The organism is Streptomyces atriruber, assembly GCF_001418325.1.
Taxonomy (GTDB): Bacteria; Actinomycetota; Actinomycetes; order Streptomycetales; family Streptomycetaceae; genus Streptomyces; species Streptomyces atriruber.
Window position 1 is genome coordinate 41,494 of record NZ_LIPN01000096.1, and the last position, 19,824, is coordinate 61,317.

Genomic DNA, 19,824 nt, shown 5'->3' on the forward strand with positions numbered 1-19,824 from the left:
CGCGCCCCTACGGGCGCGCCCCTGACAGGGCGCTATACGTACCGCTTCAGTTCGCGCCGCGCGAGAGACCGCTGGTGCACCTCGTCCGGCCCGTCCGCCAAGCGCAGCGTCCGCGCCGCCGCCCAGAGTTCCGCGAGCGGGAAGTCCTGACTCACACCCCCCGCGCCGTGCAGCTGCACCGCCCGGTCGAGGATGTCCACCACCGCACGCGGCGTCGCGATCTTGATGGACTGGATCTCCGTGTGCGCACCCTTGTTGCCGACCGTGTCCATCAGCCAGGCGGTCTTGAGGACCAGGAGGCGCAGCTGCTCCACGGCGACCCGCGCGTCCGCGATCCACTCCTGTACGACGCCCTGCTGGGCGAGCGGCTTGCCGAAAGCGGTGCGCGACACGGCGCGCCTGCACATCAGCTCGATGGCCCGCTCGGCCATGCCGATCAGCCGCATGCAGTGGTGGATGCGGCCGGGGCCGAGCCGCGCCTGGGCGATGGCGAAGCCGCCGCCCTCCTCGCCGATCAGGTTCGAGACGGGGACGCGGACGCGGTCGAAGACGACCTCGGCGTGGCCGCCGTGGTAGTGGTCCTCGTAGCCGTACACCCGCATGGCGCGCCGGACTTCGAGGCCCGGGGTGTCGCGCGGGACGAGCACCATGGACTGCTGGCGGCGGATGTCAGTGCTGTTCGGGTCGGTCTTGCCCATCACGATGAAGATCTTGCAGTCCGGGTTCATCGCCCCGGAGATGTACCACTTGCGGCCCGTGATGACGTACTCGGAGCCATCGGCGGAGCGCTCGATGCGCGTGGTGATGTTCGTGGCGTCGGACGAGGCCACCTCCGGCTCGGTCATCGCGAACGCCGAGCGGATCCCACCGGCGAGCAGCGGCTCCAGCCACTGCTTCCGCTGCGCCTCGTCGCCGAACTGCGCGAGCAGCTCCATGTTGCCGGTGTCGGGCGCCGCGCAGTTCAGCGCGGTGGGCGCCAACTGCGGGGAGCGGCCGGTTATTTCGGCGAGCGGCGCGTACTGGAGGTTGGTGAGCCCCGCGCCGTGCTCCGCGTCGGGGAGGCTGTGCTGGTCTACAAAGAACAGGTTCCACAGGCCCTGCCTGCGGGCCTCGGCCTTCAGTTCCCCGACGACGGCGGGGGTGTCCCACGGCGAGGCGAGCGCGGCCCGCTGCTCGTCGGCGACGGCCTCGGCCGGGTACACATGGTCGTCCATGAAGGCGAGCAGCTTGCCGCGCAGCTCTTCGGTGCGGGCGTCGAATGCGAAGTCCATGGCTCCGTCTCAGCCTTCCTTTCCCTGGAGCGTGGTGCGGCCGTGCTCGATGAACACGGGCACCAGCTCGCCGATCCGGTCGAAGCCCGCGCCGACCGTCTGGCCCAGCGTGTAGCGGTAGTGGATGCCCTCCAGGATCACGGCGAGCTTGAACCACGCGAACGCCGTGTACCAGGAGACGGCCGACACGTCGCGCCCCGAGCGCGCGGCGTACCGCTCGACGAGCTCGGCCGGGTCGGGATGGCCCGGCGCGCCCGCCGTGGTGCTGACGGGGGAGTCGGGCACCTCCAGCTTCGCGCTGTACATCACGAGCAGGCCCAGGTCGGTGAGCGGATCGCCGAGCGTGGACATCTCCCAGTCGAGGATGGCCTTGATCCGGTCGTCGTCGCCGATCAGCACGTTGTCCAGGCGGTAGTCGCCGTGGATGACGGTGGGCGCGGGGGAGTCGGGGAGCGAGCGCCCGAGGGCCGCGTGCAGCTCGTCGATGCCGGCGAGCTCGCGGTTGCGGGACGCGTCGAGCTGCTTGCCCCAGCGGCGCAGCTGCCGGTCGAGGAACCCTTCGGGTCGCCCGAAGTCGCCGAGCCCGACCGCGGCCGGGTCGACGGCGTGCAGGTCGACGAGGGTGTCGACGAGGCCGAGCACCGCCTCACGGGTGCGCTCGGGGCCGAGCGGCGCCAGCTCCTCGGCGGTGCGGTACGGGGTTCCGTCCACGAACTCCATCACGTAGAAGGGCGACCCGAGCACGGTGTCGTCCTCGCACAGCAGCACGGGCGCGGGCACCGGCACGTCCGTCCGGTGCAGTGCCGCGATCACCCGGTGCTCGCGCTTCATGTCGTGCGCGGTGGCGAGGACGTGGCCCAGCGGGGGGCGCCGGACCACCCAGCGCGACGTGCCGTCCGTCACGGCGTACGTGAGGTTGGAGCGGCCGCCCTCGATGAGCCGGGCGGTGAGCGGGCCGCCGACCAGACCGGGCCGCTCGCGGTCGAGGTGGCCGCGCAACTGGTCGAGGTCGAGGCCCGGCGGGTGGTCTGAGCTCATCTTCGCTCCTGATCGGCGTGGTGGTGGCGTGCCACTGCGGGGTGGCGGGCGTGCCACTACATGATGCCGACCAGTCGGTATGCCGTCCAGAGGCTACCGCGCCCCGTCGTGGGGCGCGGGCGGAGCGCTCAGTGGTCGTCCCAGTGCCCGTCGTGCGGCGCGTGCCGGTGACCGTCGTGCAGATAGTCGACGTGGTCGCCGTGCGTCACGGAGTCGTGGCCGCAGCCGTCCCCGTGCTGGTGGTCGTGGCCCTGGTGCGCGGTGTGGCCGGTCGGCTCGCACTCGTCGTAGTGGTCGGAGTGCAGACGGTGCAGGTGGCCGTCGTGCGCGTAGTCGACGTGGTCGCCGTGCGGCACCTCGGGGTGGCCGCAGGCCGGTCCGTGGACGTGGTCGTGCACCGGGTGTTCGTGGTGGAGCGTGGTCATGACGCGCACCTTCTGTGGCTTCCGGGACGGGGTGCCCTCCCTTCCGGGAGGGGGTGACCCTCTCAGGCTAGCCCCCGATGCCCCTTTATTTCCTTTATGCGAGTCTTGTCAGTCACGTCGGTGTTTCCCTGACCTCCGCGAAGGCGACCCCATGAAGGCGATCAGCTACCGCAGCTACGGCGGACCCGAAGTCCTGGAGTACGGAGAGGTGCGCGACCCCAAGGTCGGCCCCGACTCCGTCCTGGTCAAGGTGCGTGCCGCCGCGGTGAACCCCGTCGACTGGAAGTGCCGGGACGGCCACCTCGACGCCGTCCTGGACCCGGTCTTCCCCGTGATCCCCGGCTGGGACGTCTCCGGCGTGGTGGTCCAGCCGGGTGCCGCGGCACCGGAGTTCGCCGTCGGGGACGAGGTCATCGGCTATGTGCGCGAGGACTTCCTCTCCCGCGGCACCTTCGCGGAGTACGTCGCGGCTCCGGTCCGCACCCTCGCCCGCAAGCCGCGCAACCTCACCTTCGAGGAGGCCGCGGGGCTGCCGCTCGCCGGGCTGACCGCCTACCAGGTCATCACCCAGGCGCTGGAGGTCACCGAGGGGGACGTAGTCCTCGTGCACGCGGCGGCGGGCGGCGTCGGCTCGATCGCGGTGCAGCTCGCCCGGCACGCGGGCGCCCGCGTCATCGGCACCGCGAGTGCACGCAACCACGACTTCCTGCGCGAGCTCGGCGCCGAGCCGGTCACGTACGGGGACGGGCTGGTGGAGCGGGTCCGCGGGCTCGCCCCCGAGGGGGTCGACGCGGCCTTCGACACGGTCGGCGGCGACACGCTCAAGGCGTCCGCGGAGCTCCTCGCGCCCGGCGGCCGCCTCGCGTCCATCGCGGACGGCGGGGTGATCGGGCTCGGCGGCCACTACTGCTTCGTACGTCCCGTCGCCGCCGACCTGCGGCGCCTGTCCGAGCTCGCCGAGCAGGACGTCGTCACCGTCCACGTCGACGAGACGTTCCCGCTGGAGCGGGCGGCCGACGCGCACCGGCTGAGCGCGGAGGGCCGGGCCAGGGGGAAGATCGTCGTGACGGTGGAGTGGGCGGACTGAGGCCACCGAGGTCCGCGGCACGGACGGCCCCGCTCCTCAGAGGAGCATCACCACCGCGCACAACGCCAGCGCGAAGGTGCACAGCGCTGCGGCCCGCGCGGCCCGCAGCGACATCGTCCGGGGCCGGGGCGCCGTCAGCGTGACCATCCTGCGGTGCGCCACCGCGAGGAAGCCGAGCCAGAGCAGCAGGCACAGCGCGCAGGCCAGCACGCCGAGCGCGCTGGCCCCGTCGTGCAGCACCGCGCGGGCGCCGAGCACCGCGGCCACCGTGCACGAGAGCGTCGTACGCCGCCAGGCCAGGCGGGTGCGCTCCGGCTGCAGGCCGGGATCCCGGACCCGCCCGGCTCCCCGGTCGGCCTGCGTCACCCCTCCCACCCGAAGAGCACGACCACCACCATGGCGACCGCGACCACCGCGACCGCCAGGCTCAGCACCGTCGGGAAGCGGCTGGCCGGCAGGTCCTCGCCGCGCCGCATGGCCCGCTCGCAGCGCACCCAGTGGTTGACCGAGCGCAGCGAGCACAGGACGCCCGCGGCGAGCAGCGCGAGCGCGAGCCCGATCCGCCACCCCCAGCGCAGGTCCGGCAGGAACTGGTCCACGGCGAAGCCGCCGCCGATCAGCGCGAGCGCGGTGCGCAGCCAGGCGAGGAAGGTGCGCTCGTTGGCGAGGGAGAAGCGGTAGTCGGGGGTGTCGCCGTCCTCGCGGATGCCCTCGGGCGCGAACCACAGCTTCAGGCTCTGTACGAAATTGCTCACGGCCGCACCCTAGGTCCTTTCGTCCGGACCAGGCCGTGTCGACCAAGGTGTGCCGGTCAGGCCGCGCGGAAGGCCCTCAGCCGGTGGTAGGCGTCGAGGCCGTCCGGCACCCACTCCCACTCGTCGAGCCGCCGCTCCAGCTCGTCCTCCGTGATGAAGGCGTGCCAGGCGACCTCCTCGACCTGCGGCGCCACGGGCAGGTCGCAGCGCACCTCGTAGAGGTACGACCACCAGGACTTCCCGGCGCCGTCGTCGTACAGGAACTTGAACAGCGGCGTGGGGCGCGGCAGTCCGTGGACGCCGAGCTCCTCCTCCGCCTCGCGCAGCGCCGCGTCGGCGTAGGACTCCCCGGCCCCGACCACGCCCCCGACGAACATGTCGTACAGCGAGGGGAAGACCAGCTTGGTCGGGGTGCGGCGGTGCACGAAGACGCGGCCCTCGGCGTCGCGCGCCATGATGAACGTGCAGCGGTGGCGCAGCCCGCGCGCGTACGCCTCACCGCGCGGGGCCTCGCCGACCACCTCGTCGTGCTCGTCGACGATGGTGATCATCTCTTCGCTGGGGTCGGGCACGGGCCCGTCGCTCGCCGTCATGCCGACCATCCAACCTCAGCGCCGGGCGGGGGAGTCCGCCGGGCGTCGGGGTTCACTGCCCCATGACGTACTTCACCGTGGGTCCGGCCGTCCAGCCGCCGTCCACGGCGAGCTCCGCGCCCGTCACGTACGAGGCGGCGTCGGAGAGCAGGAAGACCATGGCGCCGGCGATCTCGTGCGGCTCGCCGACCCGGCCCATCGGGGTGTTGGGGTAGTTGCCCTCGCCCTTCTCGATGCCGACCTGGGCGGTCATCGGGGTGTACGTCATGCCGGGGTGGACGGAGTTGACGCGGATGCGGGCCGTGCCGAGCTCCACCGCGCCGATCTTGGTGAGGCCGCGCACGCCCCACTTCGACGCGCCGTACCCCGCGGTGAGGGCGAGGCCCATCAGGCCCGCGGCCGAGGAGATGTTGACGATGGAGCCGCCCCCGGCCTCCTTCATGGCGGGCACGACGGTCTTCATGCCGATGAAGACACCGGTGAGGTTGATGTCGAGGACCTTGCGGAAGTGCTCCACGGACTCCGACTCCAGGAACTGGCCGGTGGATATCCCGGCGTTGTTCACCAGGCCGTGGACGCCGCCGAACTCGGCGACCGCGAGGTCGGTGACGCGCTGCCAGTCCTCCTCCGACGTCACGTCGTGGTGCGCGAACCGGGCGCGGTCGCCGAGCTCCACGGCGGTGGCCTTGCCCTCCTCGTCGAGCACGTCGGTGAGGACGACGTTGGCGCCCGCGGCGACGGCCTGGCGCGCGGCCTCCGCGCCGAGGCCGCGCGCGGCGCCGGTGATGATGACGGTCCGGCCGGTGAGGTCGTGCTGGCTCATGAGAGGTCTCCAGGGGTGGGGTGCGGGGCCCGCAGCAGCGCTGCGGTGGTCTCGACGAGATCGGCGAGGAAGACCTCCTCGCCGGTCAGAGGGGTGGTGCCGGCCAGATACTGGCGGGCGCGGTCGCCCAGGGCGGCGCCGACCATGGCGAGCGCGAGGTCGAGCCGCTCCAGGCGGAGCGGCTCGGGCAGCCCGGGGGAGAGGGCCACCAGGCGGTCTTCGAGCCGCCCGATCAGCGTCCAGTAGACGGTGCCGTCGAGCGTGGGATGCGGGGTGCGGGTCCGCACGCCGCTCTCGTGGCTGAGCTGGGCGGAGATGCGCAGGCAGCGGAGCCCGCGCTCGGTGCGCAGTTCGGTGGCCTCGGTGCGCACGAGGGCGGTGAGCAGCGCGCGCAGGCTCAGGTCGTCGCCGGTACGTGCCAGCTCGGCGGTGAGCACCTGCTCGGTGCGTTGCTGCCGCGCGGCCATCACGGCGTCGAGGAGGCCGCCGCGGGAGCCGAAGTGGTACTGCACGGCGGAGGGGTTGCTCTGCCCCGCGATGCGGACGATGTCCCGCAGCTGGGCACCGTCGACGCCCTGAGCCGCGAAGACCTCCTCCCCGGCACGGATGAGCTTCTCCCGGGTCTCGGGACCTGAGGTTCTGGCCATGGCTTCACTGTAATGCTGCCCATTATTAAAACGCGAGCGACCAGGGAAGTGCGTTCCAGCCCGTCGGGCGTTCGAGGACGAACTCGGCGGAGCCGGTGACCGACGTCAGCACACGCCGACGTCAGCCCTCATCGCCGCCAACGCCCACCCCTCACCGCCGCCGACGCCACCAGAACCCGCTCCGGCCCGCGCCCAGCGCCCGGCATCGCGGGGTGCAGCCCGAGCAGCACCACCCCCGCCACGATCGCCGCGAGGCCCGCCGCCTCCCAGGCCAGCGCCCCCGCGTCGGTACGCAGCCGGTCGCCGAGGAAGCCGACCCCGCAGGCGATCCCGGCCAGCGGCTGCGCGGCCGTGAGCGCGGGCAGCGACATCCGCAGCGGCGCCGTCTCGAAGGCGCTCTGCACGAGGACCAGTCCCGCCACGCCGAGCGCGAGCACCCCGTACGGCTGCCACCCGGTGACCAGCGCGTCGAACCCGCCCGCGGAGAACCGCTGTCCGCTCACCCGCGTCAACGCGTCCTGCACGCCGTACAACAGTCCGGCCGCGACCGCGAGCAGCGCGGGCCCGGCGTAGAGGCGGGACCTCTTCGCGTACGCCGTCATGAGCAGCGCACCGCCGACCATCACGCCGATGATCAGCCAGTGCCGCGTCGGATCGGTCACGGCCCGGCCGCCCCGCGGCTCACCGGCCACGATGAACGCCGTGACGCCGCCCGCGAGCAGCGCGAGCCCCGCCCATCCCTGGCGCCCCAGCGGCTGCTTCGTCTGGTGGCGGGAGAGACCGAGGGCGAAGAGCAGGTTCGTGGCGAGGAGCGGCTCGACGAGCGAGACCTCGCCGTGCCCGAGGGCGATCGCGCCGAGGGCCATGCCGCACGCCATCAGGCCGATCCCGGCCAGCCAGCGGGGCACCCGCACCAGATCGAGCAGCAGGCGGGGCGAGAGGAAGTCGCCCAGCGGGGCGTGCCGCGCCACGTTCTGCTGGAGGACGAAGCCGAAGCCGAGGCAGCAGGCGGCGCCGACCGCGAGGACGAGAACCAGAACCGACACGTCACGCACCAGACAGACGAAGCGGAGTACGGGATCTGGCCGACGATAGCGGCCGTCCGCCCGCACCGCGCACCGGAGCTTGACGAACTCTCCTCCGCTGTCGGTTGACGTCCGTCACTCCGCTGCCCAGGATCTGACCTGTGCCTGAGATGACCCACCAGTAACGTTGCGGGACCTTGTCGAGGAGGACGACCTCAATGGCGTACGACGCAGATGTGATCGTGATCGGGGCAGGGCTGGCGGGACTCGCGGCGACCGCGGAGCTCGTCGACGCGGGACGCCGGGTCATCCTCGTCGACCAGGAGCCCGAGCATGCGATCGGCGGCCAGGCGCACTGGTCCTTCGGCGGACTGTTCTTCGTGGACTCGCCCGAGCAGCGCCGGATGCGGATCAAGGACTCGCACGCGCTCGCCCTCCAGGACTGGATGGGGACGGCGGCGTTCGACCGGCCGGAGGACCACTGGCCGCGGAAGTGGGCGCAGGCGTACGTCGACTTCGCGGCCGGCGAGAAGCGGTCCTGGCTGCACGGGCAGGGTGTCAGGTTCTTCCCCGTCGTGGGATGGGCCGAGCGCGGCGGGTACGACGCGCAGGGGCACGGGAACTCGGTGCCGCGCTTCCACATCACCTGGGGCACGGGCCCCGGGTTGCTCGCGCCGTTCGTGCGGCGGGTGCGGGCCGGGGTCGCGCGGGGCCTGGTCCAGTTGAAGTTCCGGCACCGCGTCACGGGGCTCTCGCGCAGCGCGGGCAGCGTCGACACGGTCACCGGCGAGGTCCTGGAGCCGTCGTCCGTCGAGCGGGGCGAGGCCAGCAGCCGCGTGGTGACCGGCGACTTCGAGTTCCGGGCCCAGGCGGTGATCGTCACCTCCGGCGGCATCGGCGGCAACCACGACCTCGTCCGCGCCAACTGGCCCGAGCGGCTCGGCACCCCGCCCCGGACGATGATCTCCGGGGTGCCCGCCCACGTGGACGGCAGGATGCTCGGCATCGCCGAGGACGCGGGGGCGCACCTCATCAACCGCGACCGCATGTGGCACTACACCGAGGGCATCCAGAACTGGAACCCCATCTGGGACCGGCACGGCATCCGCATCCTGCCCGGCCCCTCCTCCCTGTGGCTCGACGCGCGGGGCGACCGGCTGCCCGTGCCGCTCTTCCCCGGCTTCGACACGCTCGGCACCCTCGAACACATCATGAGCACCGGGCACGACTACACGTGGTTCGTGCTCAACCAGCGCATCATCGGCAAGGAGTTCACCCTCAGCGGGTCGGAGCAGAACCCCGATCTGACCGGCAAGTCCGTGCGCGGCGTCATCGACCGGGCGCGCGCCGAAGTGCCTGGACCCGTCAAGGCGTTCATGGACCACGGCGTGGACTTCGTGGTGGAGAACGACCTGAGCGCCCTCGTGCGCGGCATGAACGCGCTCACTGGGCACTCGGCGAATCCCCTCATCGACGAGGACGCCCTGCGCCGCACCATCGCCGCACGCGACCGCGAGATCGCCAACCCCTTCACCAAGGACCTCCAGGTGATGGCCGTCCGCGGCGCCCGCAAGTTCCTCGGCGACCGGCTCATCAGGGCCGCGGCCCCGCACCGCATCCTCGACCCGAAGGCGGGCCCGCTCGTCGCCGTCCGCCTCAACATCCTCACCCGCAAGACCCTCGGCGGCCTGGAGACCGACCTCTCCTCGCGCGTCCTCACCGAGGGCGGGACGCCCCTGCCGGGCGTGTACGCGGCCGGGGAGGCCGCCGGATTCGGCGGCGGGGGAGTGCACGGCTACCGCTCGCTCGAAGGAACCTTCCTCGGCGGCTGTCTCTTCTCGGGGCGCACGGCGGGCCGCGCCGCCGCACGTGCGGTGAATTGAGCGTGACACGAGTGTGATGCGAGTGGTTCTCCGGTGAAGGGAGGTAGGAGCGTTCGCCCAGGTGACGGGCGAAGTCTGCGGATTTTGAAATGAGTTGGTGAAGAGTGTGGGACCGCCGGGCCTTGACGTGGAGCGGTACCTACCGCTTTGCTGTGCGTGATCATCCGCTCGCAAGCCGCGCCGGGGAGGACGTCCCGCGGTGTCACCACCCCCGCCCCCACTGGGCCGTTCCCGCAAAAAGGCCGCGGGACACGCCTTCGACGCCGCACTCGACGACGCCGAACTCGTCGCCGCCCGCACGGCATTGGCGCAGGGCCGCTGGACCGAGGTCCGCGCGCTCCTCGCCGCCACCGGTGACGACTGGGACCGCAGGGGCCACCGCTTCGACGTCCTCGGGCAGGAGCCCACCACCACCGCGTGGGCGCGCGACTGGCGGCTCGCGGAGCCCGAGAGCCACGACGCCGACGTGCTGCTCGCCTTCGCCGCCGTGCACAAGGCGCTGCGCGGCAAGGAGCGTTCGGGCAAGGTGCGCGAGAAGTGCCGGGAGGCCGCCGCCCGCAGGCCCGCCGATCCCACGCCCTGGCTCGCGCTGCTCATCCTCGAACGCTCCCTGGGCCACGAGGAGGACGTCGTACGCCTCTTCGACGAGATCCGGCACCGCCACCCCGAGCACCACCACGCCCACCACCTGATGGTGGCCCGGCTCGCCGAGCGGCGCCCCGGCGCCGGCCAGGACCCGATGCACGAGGTGTACGACTTCGCCTCCTGGGCCGCCGAACAGGCCCCCGCCGACTCGCCGCTGGCGGTCCTGCCCGTCGTCGCGCACGCCGAGCGCTACCGCGTCCTCGCCGCCGCGGGCCTGGAGTCCGCCGATCCGGCCGCGTCCGGCCACTGGGTCGGGCGGCGCGCCCGCGGCGTCATGAAGGCCGCCTTCGACTGGTGGCTGGAGTGGGAGACGCCCGACGCCCCCGGCCACCCCCGCTGCCACGTCGACCTCAACTTCCTTGCCCACGCGAAGTCCTGCGAGGGCAGGGCGGCCGAAGCCGCCGCGCTCTTCCACCGCATCGGACGGCACGCGACCCCGGCCCCCTGGTCGTACCCGGACCGGGACCCGTACGGGGCGTTCACCGCCGCGCGGACCGCGGCCTTCGGCTCGGCCTGAAGCACGCCCTGAACCACGCCCTGAACCACGCCCATCTGAGAACAAGGCCCCGATTCAGCACCCCCGAAAGGACAACCGCGCCATGGCGACGGGAAGTTCGAGCCCGAGCGGAACCAGATCACCGGGTGAGCCAACCGGAGACACCGGGATCAGCACGTACAAGGGACAGGAGCAGGCGCTCCGCGCGGGCCGGCTCGGCACCGCGGGCCTGCTGCTCTCCGTGCTCGCCGCGACCGGACCGCTTATGGTCGTCGCCGGTGTCATGCCCACCACGTACGGCGTGATGGGCATCGTCGGACAGCCGCTCCTCTTCCTGATCCTCGGTGTCGTCCTCGCGCTCTTCAGCCTCGGATACGCCGAGATGAGCCGCCACGTGCACAACGCGGGCGCCTTCTACGCGTACATATCCCGCGGCCTCGGCGGCACCGCGGGCGCGGGCGCCGCGCTGGTCGCGCTCGTCGCCTACAGCGCCTTGCAGGCGGGCCTGTACGGGCTGCTCGGCTTCGAGGTGTCCGGGCTCCTCCAGACGTACTTCGAGGTCGAGGTCGCCTGGTGGATCCCGGCGCTGGTGGCCGTCGCCGTCGTCGCGGTCCTCGCCTGGATGAAGATCGACCTCAACGCGCGCGTGCTCGGCGTCCTGCTCCTCATCGAGGTGGCGCTCGTCGTCATCTTCGACATCGCGGCCGTCGTCGACCCGGCCAAGGAAGGCCTGTCGCTGCACGCGTTCAACCCCGACACCCTCACCGGCGCGGGCGTGGCCACCTCGCTCTGCTTCTGCATCGCGGCCTTCACCGGCTTCGAGCAGGCTCCCGTGTACGCGGAGGAGACCAGCCGCCCGCAGGTCGTCGTCGCCCGCGTGATGTTCTTCGCGGTGGGCTTCGTCGCCGTCTTCTTCGCGTTCAGCTCCTGGGCGCTCTCGGTCGCGGCGGGCCCGTCCGGCATCGTTCCCGCGGCTCAGGAACAGAGTGCGGGGCTGCTCTTCGACCTCACCGAGTCGCGGCTCGGCAACACCTTCACCGACGTGCTCCACGTGCTCTTCGTGACCGGCATGTTCGCGGCGATCCTCAGCTTCCACAACGTCGTCGCGCGGTACGCGTTCGCGATGGGCCGCGAGGGGCTGCTGCCCGCCGCGTTCGGCCGGACCAACACCTCCACCGGCGCGCCCGGCACCGGCTCGCTGCTCCAGACCGTCGTCTCCGTCGTGGTCGTCGTGGGCTTCGCCGTCTCCGACGACGGCAAGGCGGGCGACCCGACCGCGCCCGTCCTGCACCTGTTCACCTGGGGCGGCAACATCGGCGCGCTCGGCGTGATCCTGCTGATGGCCACCGCGTCCGTCGCCGTCATCGTCTTCTTCGCCCGCAGGGGCGCGGCGCGCGCCCAGGCCTGGCGGATCACCGCGTCCGCGCTCGCCGCGGTCGGCCTGCTGGTCATCGCCGGCTACACCGTCAAGGACTTCGACGTCCTGGTGGGCGCGGGCCCCGGCTCGACCCTGAGCTGGGCGCTGCCGGGGATCATCCTCGTGGCGGCCGTGATCGGGGTGGCCCACGGGCTGATCCTGCGGGCCAAGAACCCGGCGGCCCACGCCAGGATCGGTCTCGGCAACGAGGCCTTCCAGCTGGAGAAGGCGTCCTCCTCGCCGGAGGCGTGACGGCGTACGGCCGCGCTGCGGAGCGCGGCGCGGCCGTGGGGTTCTTCCCGTACCGGGCAGCTAGATGATCAGGGACAGCAGGAGCACCAGGCCGCCCGCCACCACGGAGATGATCGTCTCCATGACGGACCAGGTCTTGATCGTCTGGCCGACGTCCAGGCCGAAGTACTCCTTGACCAGCCAGAATCCCGCGTCGTTGACGTGCGAGAAGAACAGCGAGCCCGCGCCGATGGCGAGGACCAGCAGCGCCGTGTGCGAGGTCGACATGTCGGCCGCGAGAGGTGCCACCAGGCCCGCCGCCGAGATCGTCGCGACCGTCGCGGAGCCCGTCGCGAGCCGGATGGCCACCGCGATCAGCCAGGCCAGCAGCAGCGCCGGGATCGACCAGTCCTTGGAGAAGTCCAGGATCATCTGGCCCACGCCGACGTCGATGAGCGTCTGCTTGAAGCCGCCGCCCGCGCCCACGATCATCAGCACGCCCGCGATCGGGGCGAGCGACTTCTCGACGGTCGTCGACAGCCGGTCCTTGGTGAACCCGGCCGCGCGGCCCAGCGTGAACATGCCGACGATCACCGCGGCGAGCAGGGCGATCAGCGGCGACCCGATGACGTCGAAGACCCGCTGCACGGTGGCCTCGGGGTCGTCGACCACGATGTCCACCAGCGCCTTGGCCAGCATCAGGACGACGGGCAGCAGCACGGTGGCCACCGTCGCGCCGAAGCCGGGGCGCTTGTCCAGGTCCTCCGAGGGACGCTGCGGGATCATCTTCTCGGGGGCGGGGACGTCCACCCAGCGCGCCGCGACCTTCGAGAACAGCGGCCCCGCGATGATCACCGTCGGGACGGCGACCAGGACGCCGAGCGCGAGCGTGACGCCGAGGTTGGCCTTCACCGCGTCGATCGCGACGAGCGGTCCGGGGTGCGGCGGGATGAGCCCGTGCATCACGGACAGACCGGCGAGCGCCGGGATGCCGATGCGCATCAGCGAGTAGTTGCCGCGCTTGGCGACCATCAGGACGACCGGGATCAGCAGCACGATGCCGACCTCGAAGAAGAGCGGAAGGCCGATGACGGAGGCGATGAGGACCATCGCCCACGGCATCGCGCGCCCGCCCGCCCTGGCGAGGATCGTGTCGACGATCTGGTCGGCGCCCCCGGAGTCCGCGAGCAGCTTGCCGAGGATCGCGCCGAGCGCGATCAGCACGCCGACGCCCGCGACCGTCGAGCCGAGCCCGGTCGTGAAGCTGGCGATGGCCTTGTCGAGGGGAGCGCCCGCGAAGGCGCCGAGCGCCAGCGACCCGACGGTCAGCGCGAGGAAGGCGTGCAGCTTGAACTTGGTGATGAGCAGGACGATGACGGCGATGCCCGCGAGGACGGCGATCCCCAGCTGGGCATGGCCCGCCGAGGTGATCGGCTCGACGGGGTCCGCTGCCAGCATCTCGACGCTGAGATGGGTCACGGTGCTTTCCTTGTACGTGGGTACGGAGTGCGCCCGTAAGGGGCGCGGGGAGCTGCGCGACCAGCCACAGCGGGCCCGCAGTCGAAGAACTCCCGGCGGGAGCGGTCAGCCGAGACGGCCGAGCGCCTCGACGGCCCGGTCGGCAATCTCCTCGGGGGTCCCGGCGACATCGACGCCGATGCCCGTCTCATCCGCCCCGAGAGGCTGAAGCGTGGCGAACTGCGAGTCGAGGAGCGCCGTCGGCATGAAGTGCCCCTGCCGGTGAGACATCCGGTCCTCGATGAGAGCCCGGTCACCGGTGAGGTGGACGAAGACGACGCCAGGAGCGGCCGCCCGCAGCCGGTCGCGGTAGCTGCGCTTCAGCGCGGAGCTGCTGACCACTCCGCCGAGCCCGGCCCGGCCGTGGGCCCAGGTCCCGATGGCGTCGAGCCAGGGCCACCGGTCGTCGTCGGTGAGGGGCGTGCCGGACGACATCTTCCGGATGTTCGCCGGCGGGTGGAAGTCGTCGCCCTCGGCGTACGGGACGCCGAGCCGGTCCGCGAGCAGGGGCCCGATCGTGGTCTTGCCGGTCCCTGCCACGCCCATCACCACGACGACGTGGGGGGTGCGCCGTTCCTGCATCGCGTCCTGCCTCGCTGTCCTCATCGACATCGGTCGGTTGTTCACGCCACTGAAACCCATTAGGTCTGACGAATTCAAGAGCCTGTGACATAAAAGTCTGACTTATTGTTCCCGCGTCGCTCCTCGTAGGCTTCCGTCATGACCGCACAGGCCCGAGGGCTGCACTCCCGCGTACTGGAAAGCCTCGGGCCCGCCATCACCGCGGGCGAGTATCCGCCGGGCAGCGTGTTGCGCACGGACGAGCTGGCCCAGCGCCTCGAGGTGTCCCGGTCCGTGATGCGGGAGGCCGTGCGGGTCCTGGAGTCCATGCACCTCGTCGCGTCCCGCCGCCGGGTGGGCGTCACCGTGCTGCCCGCCGAGGAGTGGAACGTCTACGACCCGCAGGTCATCCGGTGGCGGCTGGCCGGCGCCGACCGTCCCAGGCAGCTGCGCTCCCTGACCGTCCTGCGGTCCGCCGTCGAGCCGGTCGCCGCCGGACTGGCGGCCCGGTACGCCACGGCGGCCCAGTGCGCGGAGCTCACCGAGTGCGCCCTCGGGATGGTCGCCCACTCCCGCGGACACCAGCTGGAGGGCTACCTCAAGCACGACGTCGCCTTCCACCGGGTCATCCTCAACGCCTCCGGCAACGAGATGTTCGCCCGGCTCGGTGACGTCGTCGCGGAGGTCCTGACGGGACGCACCGCACACCAGGTCATGTTCGAGGACCCCGACCCGCCCGCCGTCACCCTGCACGTCCAGGTCGCCGAGGCGGTCAGGGAGGGCGACGCGGTCCGCGCGGAGGCCCTGACGCGGGAGATCGCCCTGGGCGCCCTGGAGGAGCTGGACATCCTCGCCCCCTGACGCGGGGGCCCGCCGTACGACCGGGGGCGTGCGGTCGGCGAGAATGGGCGCCATGTCCCGACGCGCCGCACGCCCCGCCGCCACGCACTGCCCCTGCGGGCACCCCCGCCCGTACGAGAAGTGCTGCGGAAGGCTGCACCGGGGCGAGGCCGCCGCGACCACCCCCGAAGAGCTGATGCGCTCCCGCTACTGCGCCTTCGCCGTGCGGGACGAGGGCTACCTGCTGCGCACCTGGCATCGCAGGACCCGGCCGCCCCGCGTGGAGTTCGACCCGGCCCTGCGCTGGGTCGGCCTGGAGATCGAGGACACCACCGAGGGCTCCGCGTTCCACACCACCGGCACGGTGACGTTCCGCGCGCGGTACACCGACGGCGGCCGCCCGGACGCCCTCCACGAACAGAGCCGGTTCGAGCGCGTCGACGGCGCGTGGGTGTACGTCGACGGCACCTTCATCGAGTAGGCCGCACCCTCAGTAGTTGTCCTACGTTTCAGGAGCGGGCCAGGGCCGGCGGTATTGCCGGGAGTGTGGTGATCCGTTGCCGGTGACGATGGCGGCGGCCGCGGTGTCCTGCTCAAGTCGGTGCAGGTCGAGGCGGTGGCGGAGGTTGCGGCGGACACGGTTGCGGGTGGCTGCGATACAGCGGGGCGAGCGGGCGGTGTGTCCGGTGTGCGGGCGGTCGTGGACGGTGGGGGTGGAGCGGGCGAGGTCGGCGGTGTACTGCTCCGACCGGTGCCGGGTTCGGGCCTGCCGGAAGCGGCGGGCGTCGCGCTTTGGTGTTGCGGAAACGCCGCAGGCGAACGCCTCGCCTGCACCCTCAATACCCTTTGTTTTGCACGGAGGTTGAAGCCTTCGGGGTGGGTGCTTCCAGCTCTCCTGGCTCGCGCTCTTTCTGCGCCGGGCCGGAGCCGAGTGCGCTGCCCGGAAGGGCGACAGGCCGCGGACGTCGTGATCGGCAGGGCGGCGAGGGCATCAGGCCTACGGCCTGAGTTGAGCCGACCTGAGTTGAGCCGAGAGGCGATCTGGCTGGTGTTCCGCTGGTGACATTCCGGTGCTGCCCGTGCCGGCGCCTCCGTCGCCGCCTTCACCGATGAATACGCGGATTCCGATGCGCCTTCTCCCGGTCACCCTCTAGGCCGGGCGTCACTCCCGACGCCCGCTGTCCTCCTACCGGCCCCGGTGCCGCAGCCCACGCCAGGCCCATACGTCGCCGAGGACGGCAGTTCCTACAGGTGCCTCCAAAGCCTTCACAGCCCTGCGCATTCACCTGGCGCGGGCCGGTGAAAGGGTTTCCCAATCCCTGTATAGGAAATTCTGGCATAGGCAGGAGTCGGGTCTCTGCGTAGAATCTTGGCGTGCCGGATATTGGTGAACTACCGTGCTCATCACTGCCGTCCAGCATGTCCGCCCGCCACCGAAGGAGCATCTTGTCTACCCGGAAAACGATAACCAAGCGCTTCCTGGCCGCAATGACCGCAGTCACCGCGATCGGTGTGGGTGGGGTGATCTCGTCGAATGCTTCTGCCGCCCCTGCTGTAAATACCGCACCGGTCGCCGCCGAAAAGTCGGGACCGGCTGTCGGTACTGATCAGGACGGCCGCCATCTTTACGCGGGACTGATCTTCCTGCAGGGGGACCTTGGTAAGAAGTTCACCGAGCTTGGGTCATACTCCGGTGCCCCAGATTCCTACCGAAAGAACAATAATTCCGAGGCACGGCGCGCCGTAGCCCAGGTGCTCGACGCGATCGCCGAGAAGGAGCCCGGCTTTTTCAGTGCCTTCTCCACAAAGGTCCGCTCCGGCGATCCCCGCAAGGTAGAGTCCGGAATGGACCAGGCCGTCAAGCTGCTCGCCGACGTCACGGTGGACAAGAAGGACACCGACAAGAGCTCTGGGGACGCGGGCACGGGTACCGGTCGCTGCGCTGTGATCGCGGTGAACGTGCTGGTCGCCGTGAACGTAGGCGGCGCTGTGAATGTTTCCGTCGCAGTCAATGTGCAAGCGTGGAAGAACGTCGTCAACATGTCGAGGGCAGCGCACGACGACGAGGACGGCATCACCAAGGAGCAAAAGGTCGCCGACATCACCCGACTCGCCGCTGCGTGATCCACAGCAGCCGAGCACTTCTTTGCACCCAGCTTGCAGATCGCTTATGAGACTTGCCGAGCACGTACCGCTACGAGTAACTGATAGCGCTAGTCGCACCCGCGTGGCGAGCAGTTGGATCGTCGTGGCTGCCGTCATCTGGGCTGTGATCGTCCTCTACTTGGCCCAAATATTTCTACCGAAGAACGCACTCCACTTTCCGGGGCAGGAGAAGTTGTACGACGTCGCCTTTGTGGTCGCACCGCAGGGCTGGGCGTTTTACACCAAGTCCGCCAAGAGCTCCGAGTTCGTTCCTTTCCATCGGCAGGGCGAGGAGTGGCGCGATATCCGGCTGGGACCGCATGCTCGCGCCTCCAATGCTCTCGGCCTGGACCGTGCCTCTCGCTCTCAGGGAATAGAGGGAGCCCTGCTCCTGCATGAGAAGGGCATCGTCTGGCATCCCTGCGGTGACGCCACCTCCGCTGCCGAGTGCCTTCAAAAGGTATCTGCGGCGCGAAAATTGAAGAACCGTTCGCCGTCGCCCAGCATCTGCGGGCGCTCGGCCATGGTCGAGATGAAACCGGTTCCGTGGGCTTGGCGTGATCTGCTGTCGGGCACCCACACGCCGGTGCGCGCTGCCGTCTGGGAGGTGGAGTGCTGACATGGCCGCCGACCGCCTCGTCCGCCTGCCGTGGAGCAACGTCTACGGCCTGGCACGCACCCTCGTCGCCCTCGGCACCGCGGGCACCCTCGCATTCTCCAGCGTCGACACCCTGTTTCGCCCGGTCGCCCTCGCCGGTGACTTTCCTACCTGCGAGGGGGCCACTTCAGCTTCCGTGTTCTGCCTCGCGAAGGACGACCACGCCGGCCTTTTGTGGCTGAAGTGGCTGTGCGTCCTTCTGCTCCTGGTCGTCGCTTCCGGATGGCGCCCCCGCCTCACCGCCGTTCCGCACGCCTATGTCAATTACAGCGTCTTTGCGGGCATCGCCATCAGCGACGGCGGTGACCAGATCGGGCTCATCCTGTCGATGCTGTTCATCCTGCCTGCCCTGGGTGACCCGCGCCGGTGGCACTGGCAGGCACCGCCATCGGACGAAGGCTCCCGGGCCCGCCGAGGCTGGGCTCTCATCGGCTCCTCGGGACTGCTGATGCTGCGGCTGCAGATGTGCGTCGTCTACTTCACCGCGTGCGTCGCCAAGCTGCCGCACCAGGAGTGGTACGACGGAACGGCCATGTGGTACTGGAGCACCAACCTCAGCTTCGGCGCTCCCCCTTGGCTGGCCGCCATCGTACGTCCTGTCGTGTCGACGCCATGGGGGGTCGCCCTGATGACGTGGCTTCCCTTGTTCATCGAGATCACACTCGCCATCGCCCCGCTGTTGCCGCAGCGGGTTCGCTATGCGGCGATGTGGGCGGGGCTGCTGTTCCACTTCTCGATCGGGCTGATGATGGGCCTGTGGAGCTTCGCCCTCGCGATGGCGGGCGGCATCCTGGTGCTCTGCCTGCCGTCCGGCGCCTCTATCGCCCGGCGCCGGGCGCAGCCGACTGCTGAGGCCCCTGCCGAACCAGTCGAACCTGTCGAGCCCACGACGCCGCGACCTCCGGTACGAAGCGCCAGTTGACACGCAGAGGACGGACTCCCACCGGATCTACCGCATCTACTCCCGGCCCATGCATGTCGAGACCAGCGCGAGCGTTTCGGTATCCGAGATGCCTATCCGCCGAGCGGCAGCCACCAGCTGCCGTGCTTGTTCGACGACTGCGGCGCGGTCCTGCGGAGCGCATGCGACGACGACCGCCCCTCGGCCGCGCCGCAACTCGATGAGCCCCTCGGCCTGGAGCGCCTGGTAGCCCCGCAGCACGGTGTGCAGGCTGATCCCCAATGCCCCGCCCAGATCCCTGGCAGCCGGCAACCGGTCACCCACGCGCAGCGAGCCGGCGAGCATGGCGCGCCGCACGGCCGCGGCAACCTGTTCCGACAGCGGTTGCGTGGAGCTTGTATCGATCTCCACCAGCATGGCGTCAATGCCCTTCAGAGAGGTCCGTGATCAGACGTGCGGCAGTCCCGGCATCGTCTACTGTCACGACAAACTCTCGCCCACTGCTCAGCACCAGCCACAGGGCATCGCCCGGCCGCAAGGATACGGAGTGCCGGCCGGGCATCACGCGATAGCCGAAGCCCCCCAGGTCGGCGAGGCGGGCGTAGCCGGAGCGCGCGGCGACGATCTGATCCGAGCGGAAGCGCCGGATCGGCAGCCGACCTGAAGAGACGGTGACACCGCCCGCGTCGACGGTAACCCTCGTACTGCCGAACAGCACGAGAAGCAGGCCAATGAACGCCGTAAAGAGCAGCCACCAGCTCACCGATGTGACGTAGGCGAGACCGCCGCTTGCGGCGACCAGGAGCACTCCGACCGGTGCGCACCAGGCAGGCCCCGCGTTCCGGCTCCAGGCCGCCCTGCGAGG

Annotated in this window: 22 protein-coding genes; 9 read left to right on the forward strand and 13 right to left on the reverse strand. The window is 70.9% G+C overall.

Features of this window, described 5'->3' with window-relative positions; genetic code table 11:
- Window positions 1-32: 32 nt before the first annotated feature.
- The 3 genes from AOK03_RS11280 to AOK03_RS11290 form a co-directional block, all read right to left on the reverse strand.
- The gene (locus AOK03_RS11280; protein WP_055565058.1) at window positions 33-1,271 is read right to left on the reverse strand and encodes an acyl-CoA dehydrogenase family protein; all 1,239 of its coding nucleotides are present in this window, start codon (window positions 1,269-1,271) and stop codon (window positions 33-35) included.
- 9 nt (window positions 1,272-1,280) lie between these two features.
- Window positions 1,281-2,309 (reverse strand): phosphotransferase family protein, encoded by a 1,029-nt coding sequence (locus AOK03_RS11285; RefSeq protein WP_055565059.1) that lies wholly within the window; start codon window positions 2,307-2,309, stop codon window positions 1,281-1,283.
- A 128-nt stretch (window positions 2,310-2,437) separates the two neighbouring features.
- Window positions 2,438-2,734: a hypothetical protein gene (locus AOK03_RS11290; RefSeq protein ID WP_055565128.1), complete on the reverse strand. Its 297-nt coding sequence runs from the start codon at window positions 2,732-2,734 to the stop codon at window positions 2,438-2,440.
- A gap of 151 nt (window positions 2,735-2,885) precedes the next feature.
- On the opposite strand from AOK03_RS11290, the gene AOK03_RS11295 reads away from it, so the two are divergent.
- The gene (locus AOK03_RS11295) at window positions 2,886-3,821 is read left to right on the forward strand and encodes an NADP-dependent oxidoreductase (RefSeq protein WP_055565060.1); all 936 of its coding nucleotides are present in this window, start codon (window positions 2,886-2,888) and stop codon (window positions 3,819-3,821) included.
- A gap of 36 nt (window positions 3,822-3,857) precedes the next feature.
- On the opposite strand, the gene AOK03_RS11300 is transcribed toward AOK03_RS11295, so the two are convergent.
- The 6 genes from AOK03_RS11300 to AOK03_RS11325 form a co-directional block, all read right to left on the reverse strand.
- Window positions 3,858-4,187, reverse strand: a complete 330-nt coding sequence (locus tag AOK03_RS11300) for a DUF202 domain-containing protein (RefSeq protein ID WP_055565061.1) — start codon at window positions 4,185-4,187, stop codon at window positions 3,858-3,860.
- Window positions 4,184-4,576, reverse strand: a complete 393-nt coding sequence (locus AOK03_RS11305) for a YidH family protein (RefSeq protein WP_055565062.1) — start codon at window positions 4,574-4,576, stop codon at window positions 4,184-4,186. Before AOK03_RS11305 ends, AOK03_RS11300 begins: the two co-directional genes overlap by 4 nt.
- 56 nt (window positions 4,577-4,632) lie before the next feature.
- Window positions 4,633-5,169 carry an NUDIX hydrolase gene (locus AOK03_RS11310; RefSeq protein WP_079074644.1) on the reverse strand — a complete coding sequence of 179 codons (537 nt, stop codon included), beginning with the start codon at window positions 5,167-5,169 and terminating at the stop codon, window positions 4,633-4,635.
- A gap of 52 nt (window positions 5,170-5,221) precedes the next feature.
- Complete coding sequence (locus tag AOK03_RS11315; protein ID WP_055565064.1) at window positions 5,222-5,992, reverse strand: glucose 1-dehydrogenase; 771 nt, start codon at window positions 5,990-5,992, stop codon at window positions 5,222-5,224.
- The gene (locus tag AOK03_RS11320; protein ID WP_055565065.1) at window positions 5,989-6,639 is read right to left on the reverse strand and encodes a TetR/AcrR family transcriptional regulator; all 651 of its coding nucleotides are present in this window, start codon (window positions 6,637-6,639) and stop codon (window positions 5,989-5,991) included. The genes AOK03_RS11315 and AOK03_RS11320 overlap by 4 nt, the downstream gene beginning before the upstream one ends.
- Before the next feature lie 128 nt (window positions 6,640-6,767).
- Window positions 6,768-7,685, reverse strand: a complete 918-nt coding sequence (locus tag AOK03_RS11325; RefSeq protein WP_055565066.1) for a DMT family transporter — start codon at window positions 7,683-7,685, stop codon at window positions 6,768-6,770.
- Between the two features lie 197 nt (window positions 7,686-7,882).
- Between AOK03_RS11325 and AOK03_RS11330 the strand changes: the two genes are divergently transcribed.
- From AOK03_RS11330 to AOK03_RS11340, 3 genes are all read left to right on the forward strand, one after another.
- Window positions 7,883-9,547 (forward strand): FAD-binding dehydrogenase, encoded by a 1,665-nt coding sequence (locus AOK03_RS11330; RefSeq protein ID WP_055565067.1) that lies wholly within the window; start codon window positions 7,883-7,885, stop codon window positions 9,545-9,547.
- 199 nt (window positions 9,548-9,746) lie between these two features.
- The gene (locus AOK03_RS11335; RefSeq protein WP_055565068.1) at window positions 9,747-10,709 is read left to right on the forward strand and encodes a hypothetical protein; all 963 of its coding nucleotides are present in this window, start codon (window positions 9,747-9,749) and stop codon (window positions 10,707-10,709) included.
- An 82-nt stretch (window positions 10,710-10,791) separates the two neighbouring features.
- Entirely contained in the window at window positions 10,792-12,357 is a 1,566-nt protein-coding gene (locus AOK03_RS11340; RefSeq protein ID WP_055565069.1) for an APC family permease, read from the forward strand.
- 60 nt (window positions 12,358-12,417) lie between these two features.
- Here the strand turns inward: AOK03_RS11340 and AOK03_RS11345 are convergent, their stop codons facing one another.
- Window positions 12,418-13,815, reverse strand: a complete 1,398-nt coding sequence (locus AOK03_RS11345) for a GntP family permease (RefSeq protein WP_055565070.1) — start codon at window positions 13,813-13,815, stop codon at window positions 12,418-12,420.
- Window positions 13,816-13,920: 105 nt separating this feature from the next.
- Complete coding sequence (locus AOK03_RS11350; protein ID WP_055565071.1) at window positions 13,921-14,436, reverse strand: gluconokinase; 516 nt, start codon at window positions 14,434-14,436, stop codon at window positions 13,921-13,923.
- Window positions 14,437-14,574: 138 nt separating this feature from the next.
- Between AOK03_RS11350 and AOK03_RS11355 the strand changes: the two genes are divergently transcribed.
- From AOK03_RS11355 to AOK03_RS11375, 5 genes are all read left to right on the forward strand, one after another.
- A complete protein-coding gene (locus tag AOK03_RS11355) occupies window positions 14,575-15,276 on the forward strand; it encodes a FadR/GntR family transcriptional regulator (protein WP_055565072.1) in 702 nt (233 codons plus the stop codon).
- A gap of 52 nt (window positions 15,277-15,328) precedes the next feature.
- On the forward strand, window positions 15,329-15,736 hold the full coding sequence (locus AOK03_RS11360) for a YchJ family protein (protein WP_055565073.1): 408 nt from the start codon (window positions 15,329-15,331) through the stop codon (window positions 15,734-15,736).
- A 1,007-nt stretch (window positions 15,737-16,743) separates the two neighbouring features.
- Window positions 16,744-17,379: a sporulation delaying protein family toxin gene (locus AOK03_RS42510; RefSeq protein ID WP_157868919.1), complete on the forward strand. Its 636-nt coding sequence runs from the start codon at window positions 16,744-16,746 to the stop codon at window positions 17,377-17,379.
- 124 nt (window positions 17,380-17,503) lie between these two features.
- Window positions 17,504-18,019 (forward strand): SdpA family antimicrobial peptide system protein, encoded by a 516-nt coding sequence (locus AOK03_RS11370; RefSeq protein ID WP_244177571.1) that lies wholly within the window; start codon window positions 17,504-17,506, stop codon window positions 18,017-18,019.
- Between the two features lies 1 nt (window position 18,020).
- The gene (locus AOK03_RS11375) at window positions 18,021-18,980 is read left to right on the forward strand and encodes a sporulation-delaying protein SdpB family protein (protein ID WP_055565076.1); all 960 of its coding nucleotides are present in this window, start codon (window positions 18,021-18,023) and stop codon (window positions 18,978-18,980) included.
- Between the two features lie 36 nt (window positions 18,981-19,016).
- Here the strand turns inward: AOK03_RS11375 and AOK03_RS11380 are convergent, their stop codons facing one another.
- A complete protein-coding gene (locus AOK03_RS11380; protein ID WP_055565077.1) occupies window positions 19,017-19,376 on the reverse strand; it encodes a GntR family transcriptional regulator in 360 nt (119 codons plus the stop codon).
- Window positions 19,377-19,380: 4 nt separating this feature from the next.
- On the reverse strand, window positions 19,381-19,722 hold the full coding sequence (locus AOK03_RS11385; RefSeq protein WP_157868920.1) for a hypothetical protein: 342 nt from the start codon (window positions 19,720-19,722) through the stop codon (window positions 19,381-19,383).
- Window positions 19,723-19,824: the final 102 nt, after the last annotated feature.

Excerpts from the sequence above, each read along its gene's own strand:
- AOK03_RS11280 (WP_055565058.1), bottom strand. The coding sequence starts at position 1,271 with ATGGACTTCGCATTCGACGCCCGCACCGAAGAGCTGCGCGGCAAGCTG.
- AOK03_RS11285 (WP_055565059.1), bottom strand. The coding sequence starts at position 2,309 with ATGAGCTCAGACCACCCGCCGGGCCTCGACCTCGACCAGTTGCGCGGC.
- AOK03_RS11290 (WP_055565128.1), bottom strand. The coding sequence starts at position 2,734 with ATGACCACGCTCCACCACGAACACCCGGTGCACGACCACGTCCACGGA.
- AOK03_RS11295 (WP_055565060.1), top strand. The coding sequence starts at position 2,886 with ATGAAGGCGATCAGCTACCGCAGCTACGGCGGACCCGAAGTCCTGGAG.
- AOK03_RS11310 (WP_079074644.1), bottom strand. The coding sequence starts at position 5,169 with ATGACGGCGAGCGACGGGCCCGTGCCCGACCCCAGCGAAGAGATGATC.
- AOK03_RS11315 (WP_055565064.1), bottom strand. The coding sequence starts at position 5,992 with ATGAGCCAGCACGACCTCACCGGCCGGACCGTCATCATCACCGGCGCC.
- AOK03_RS11320 (WP_055565065.1), bottom strand. The coding sequence starts at position 6,639 with ATGGCCAGAACCTCAGGTCCCGAGACCCGGGAGAAGCTCATCCGTGCC.
- AOK03_RS11330 (WP_055565067.1), top strand. The coding sequence starts at position 7,883 with ATGGCGTACGACGCAGATGTGATCGTGATCGGGGCAGGGCTGGCGGGA.
- AOK03_RS11340 (WP_055565069.1), top strand. The coding sequence starts at position 10,792 with ATGGCGACGGGAAGTTCGAGCCCGAGCGGAACCAGATCACCGGGTGAG.
- AOK03_RS11350 (WP_055565071.1), bottom strand. The coding sequence starts at position 14,436 with ATGCAGGAACGGCGCACCCCCCACGTCGTCGTGGTGATGGGCGTGGCA.
- AOK03_RS11355 (WP_055565072.1), top strand. The coding sequence starts at position 14,575 with ATGACCGCACAGGCCCGAGGGCTGCACTCCCGCGTACTGGAAAGCCTC.
- AOK03_RS11360 (WP_055565073.1), top strand. The coding sequence starts at position 15,329 with ATGTCCCGACGCGCCGCACGCCCCGCCGCCACGCACTGCCCCTGCGGG.
- AOK03_RS42510 (WP_157868919.1), top strand. The coding sequence starts at position 16,744 with ATGACCGCAGTCACCGCGATCGGTGTGGGTGGGGTGATCTCGTCGAAT.
- AOK03_RS11375 (WP_055565076.1), top strand. The coding sequence starts at position 18,021 with ATGGCCGCCGACCGCCTCGTCCGCCTGCCGTGGAGCAACGTCTACGGC.
- AOK03_RS11380 (WP_055565077.1), bottom strand. The coding sequence starts at position 19,376 with ATGCTGGTGGAGATCGATACAAGCTCCACGCAACCGCTGTCGGAACAG.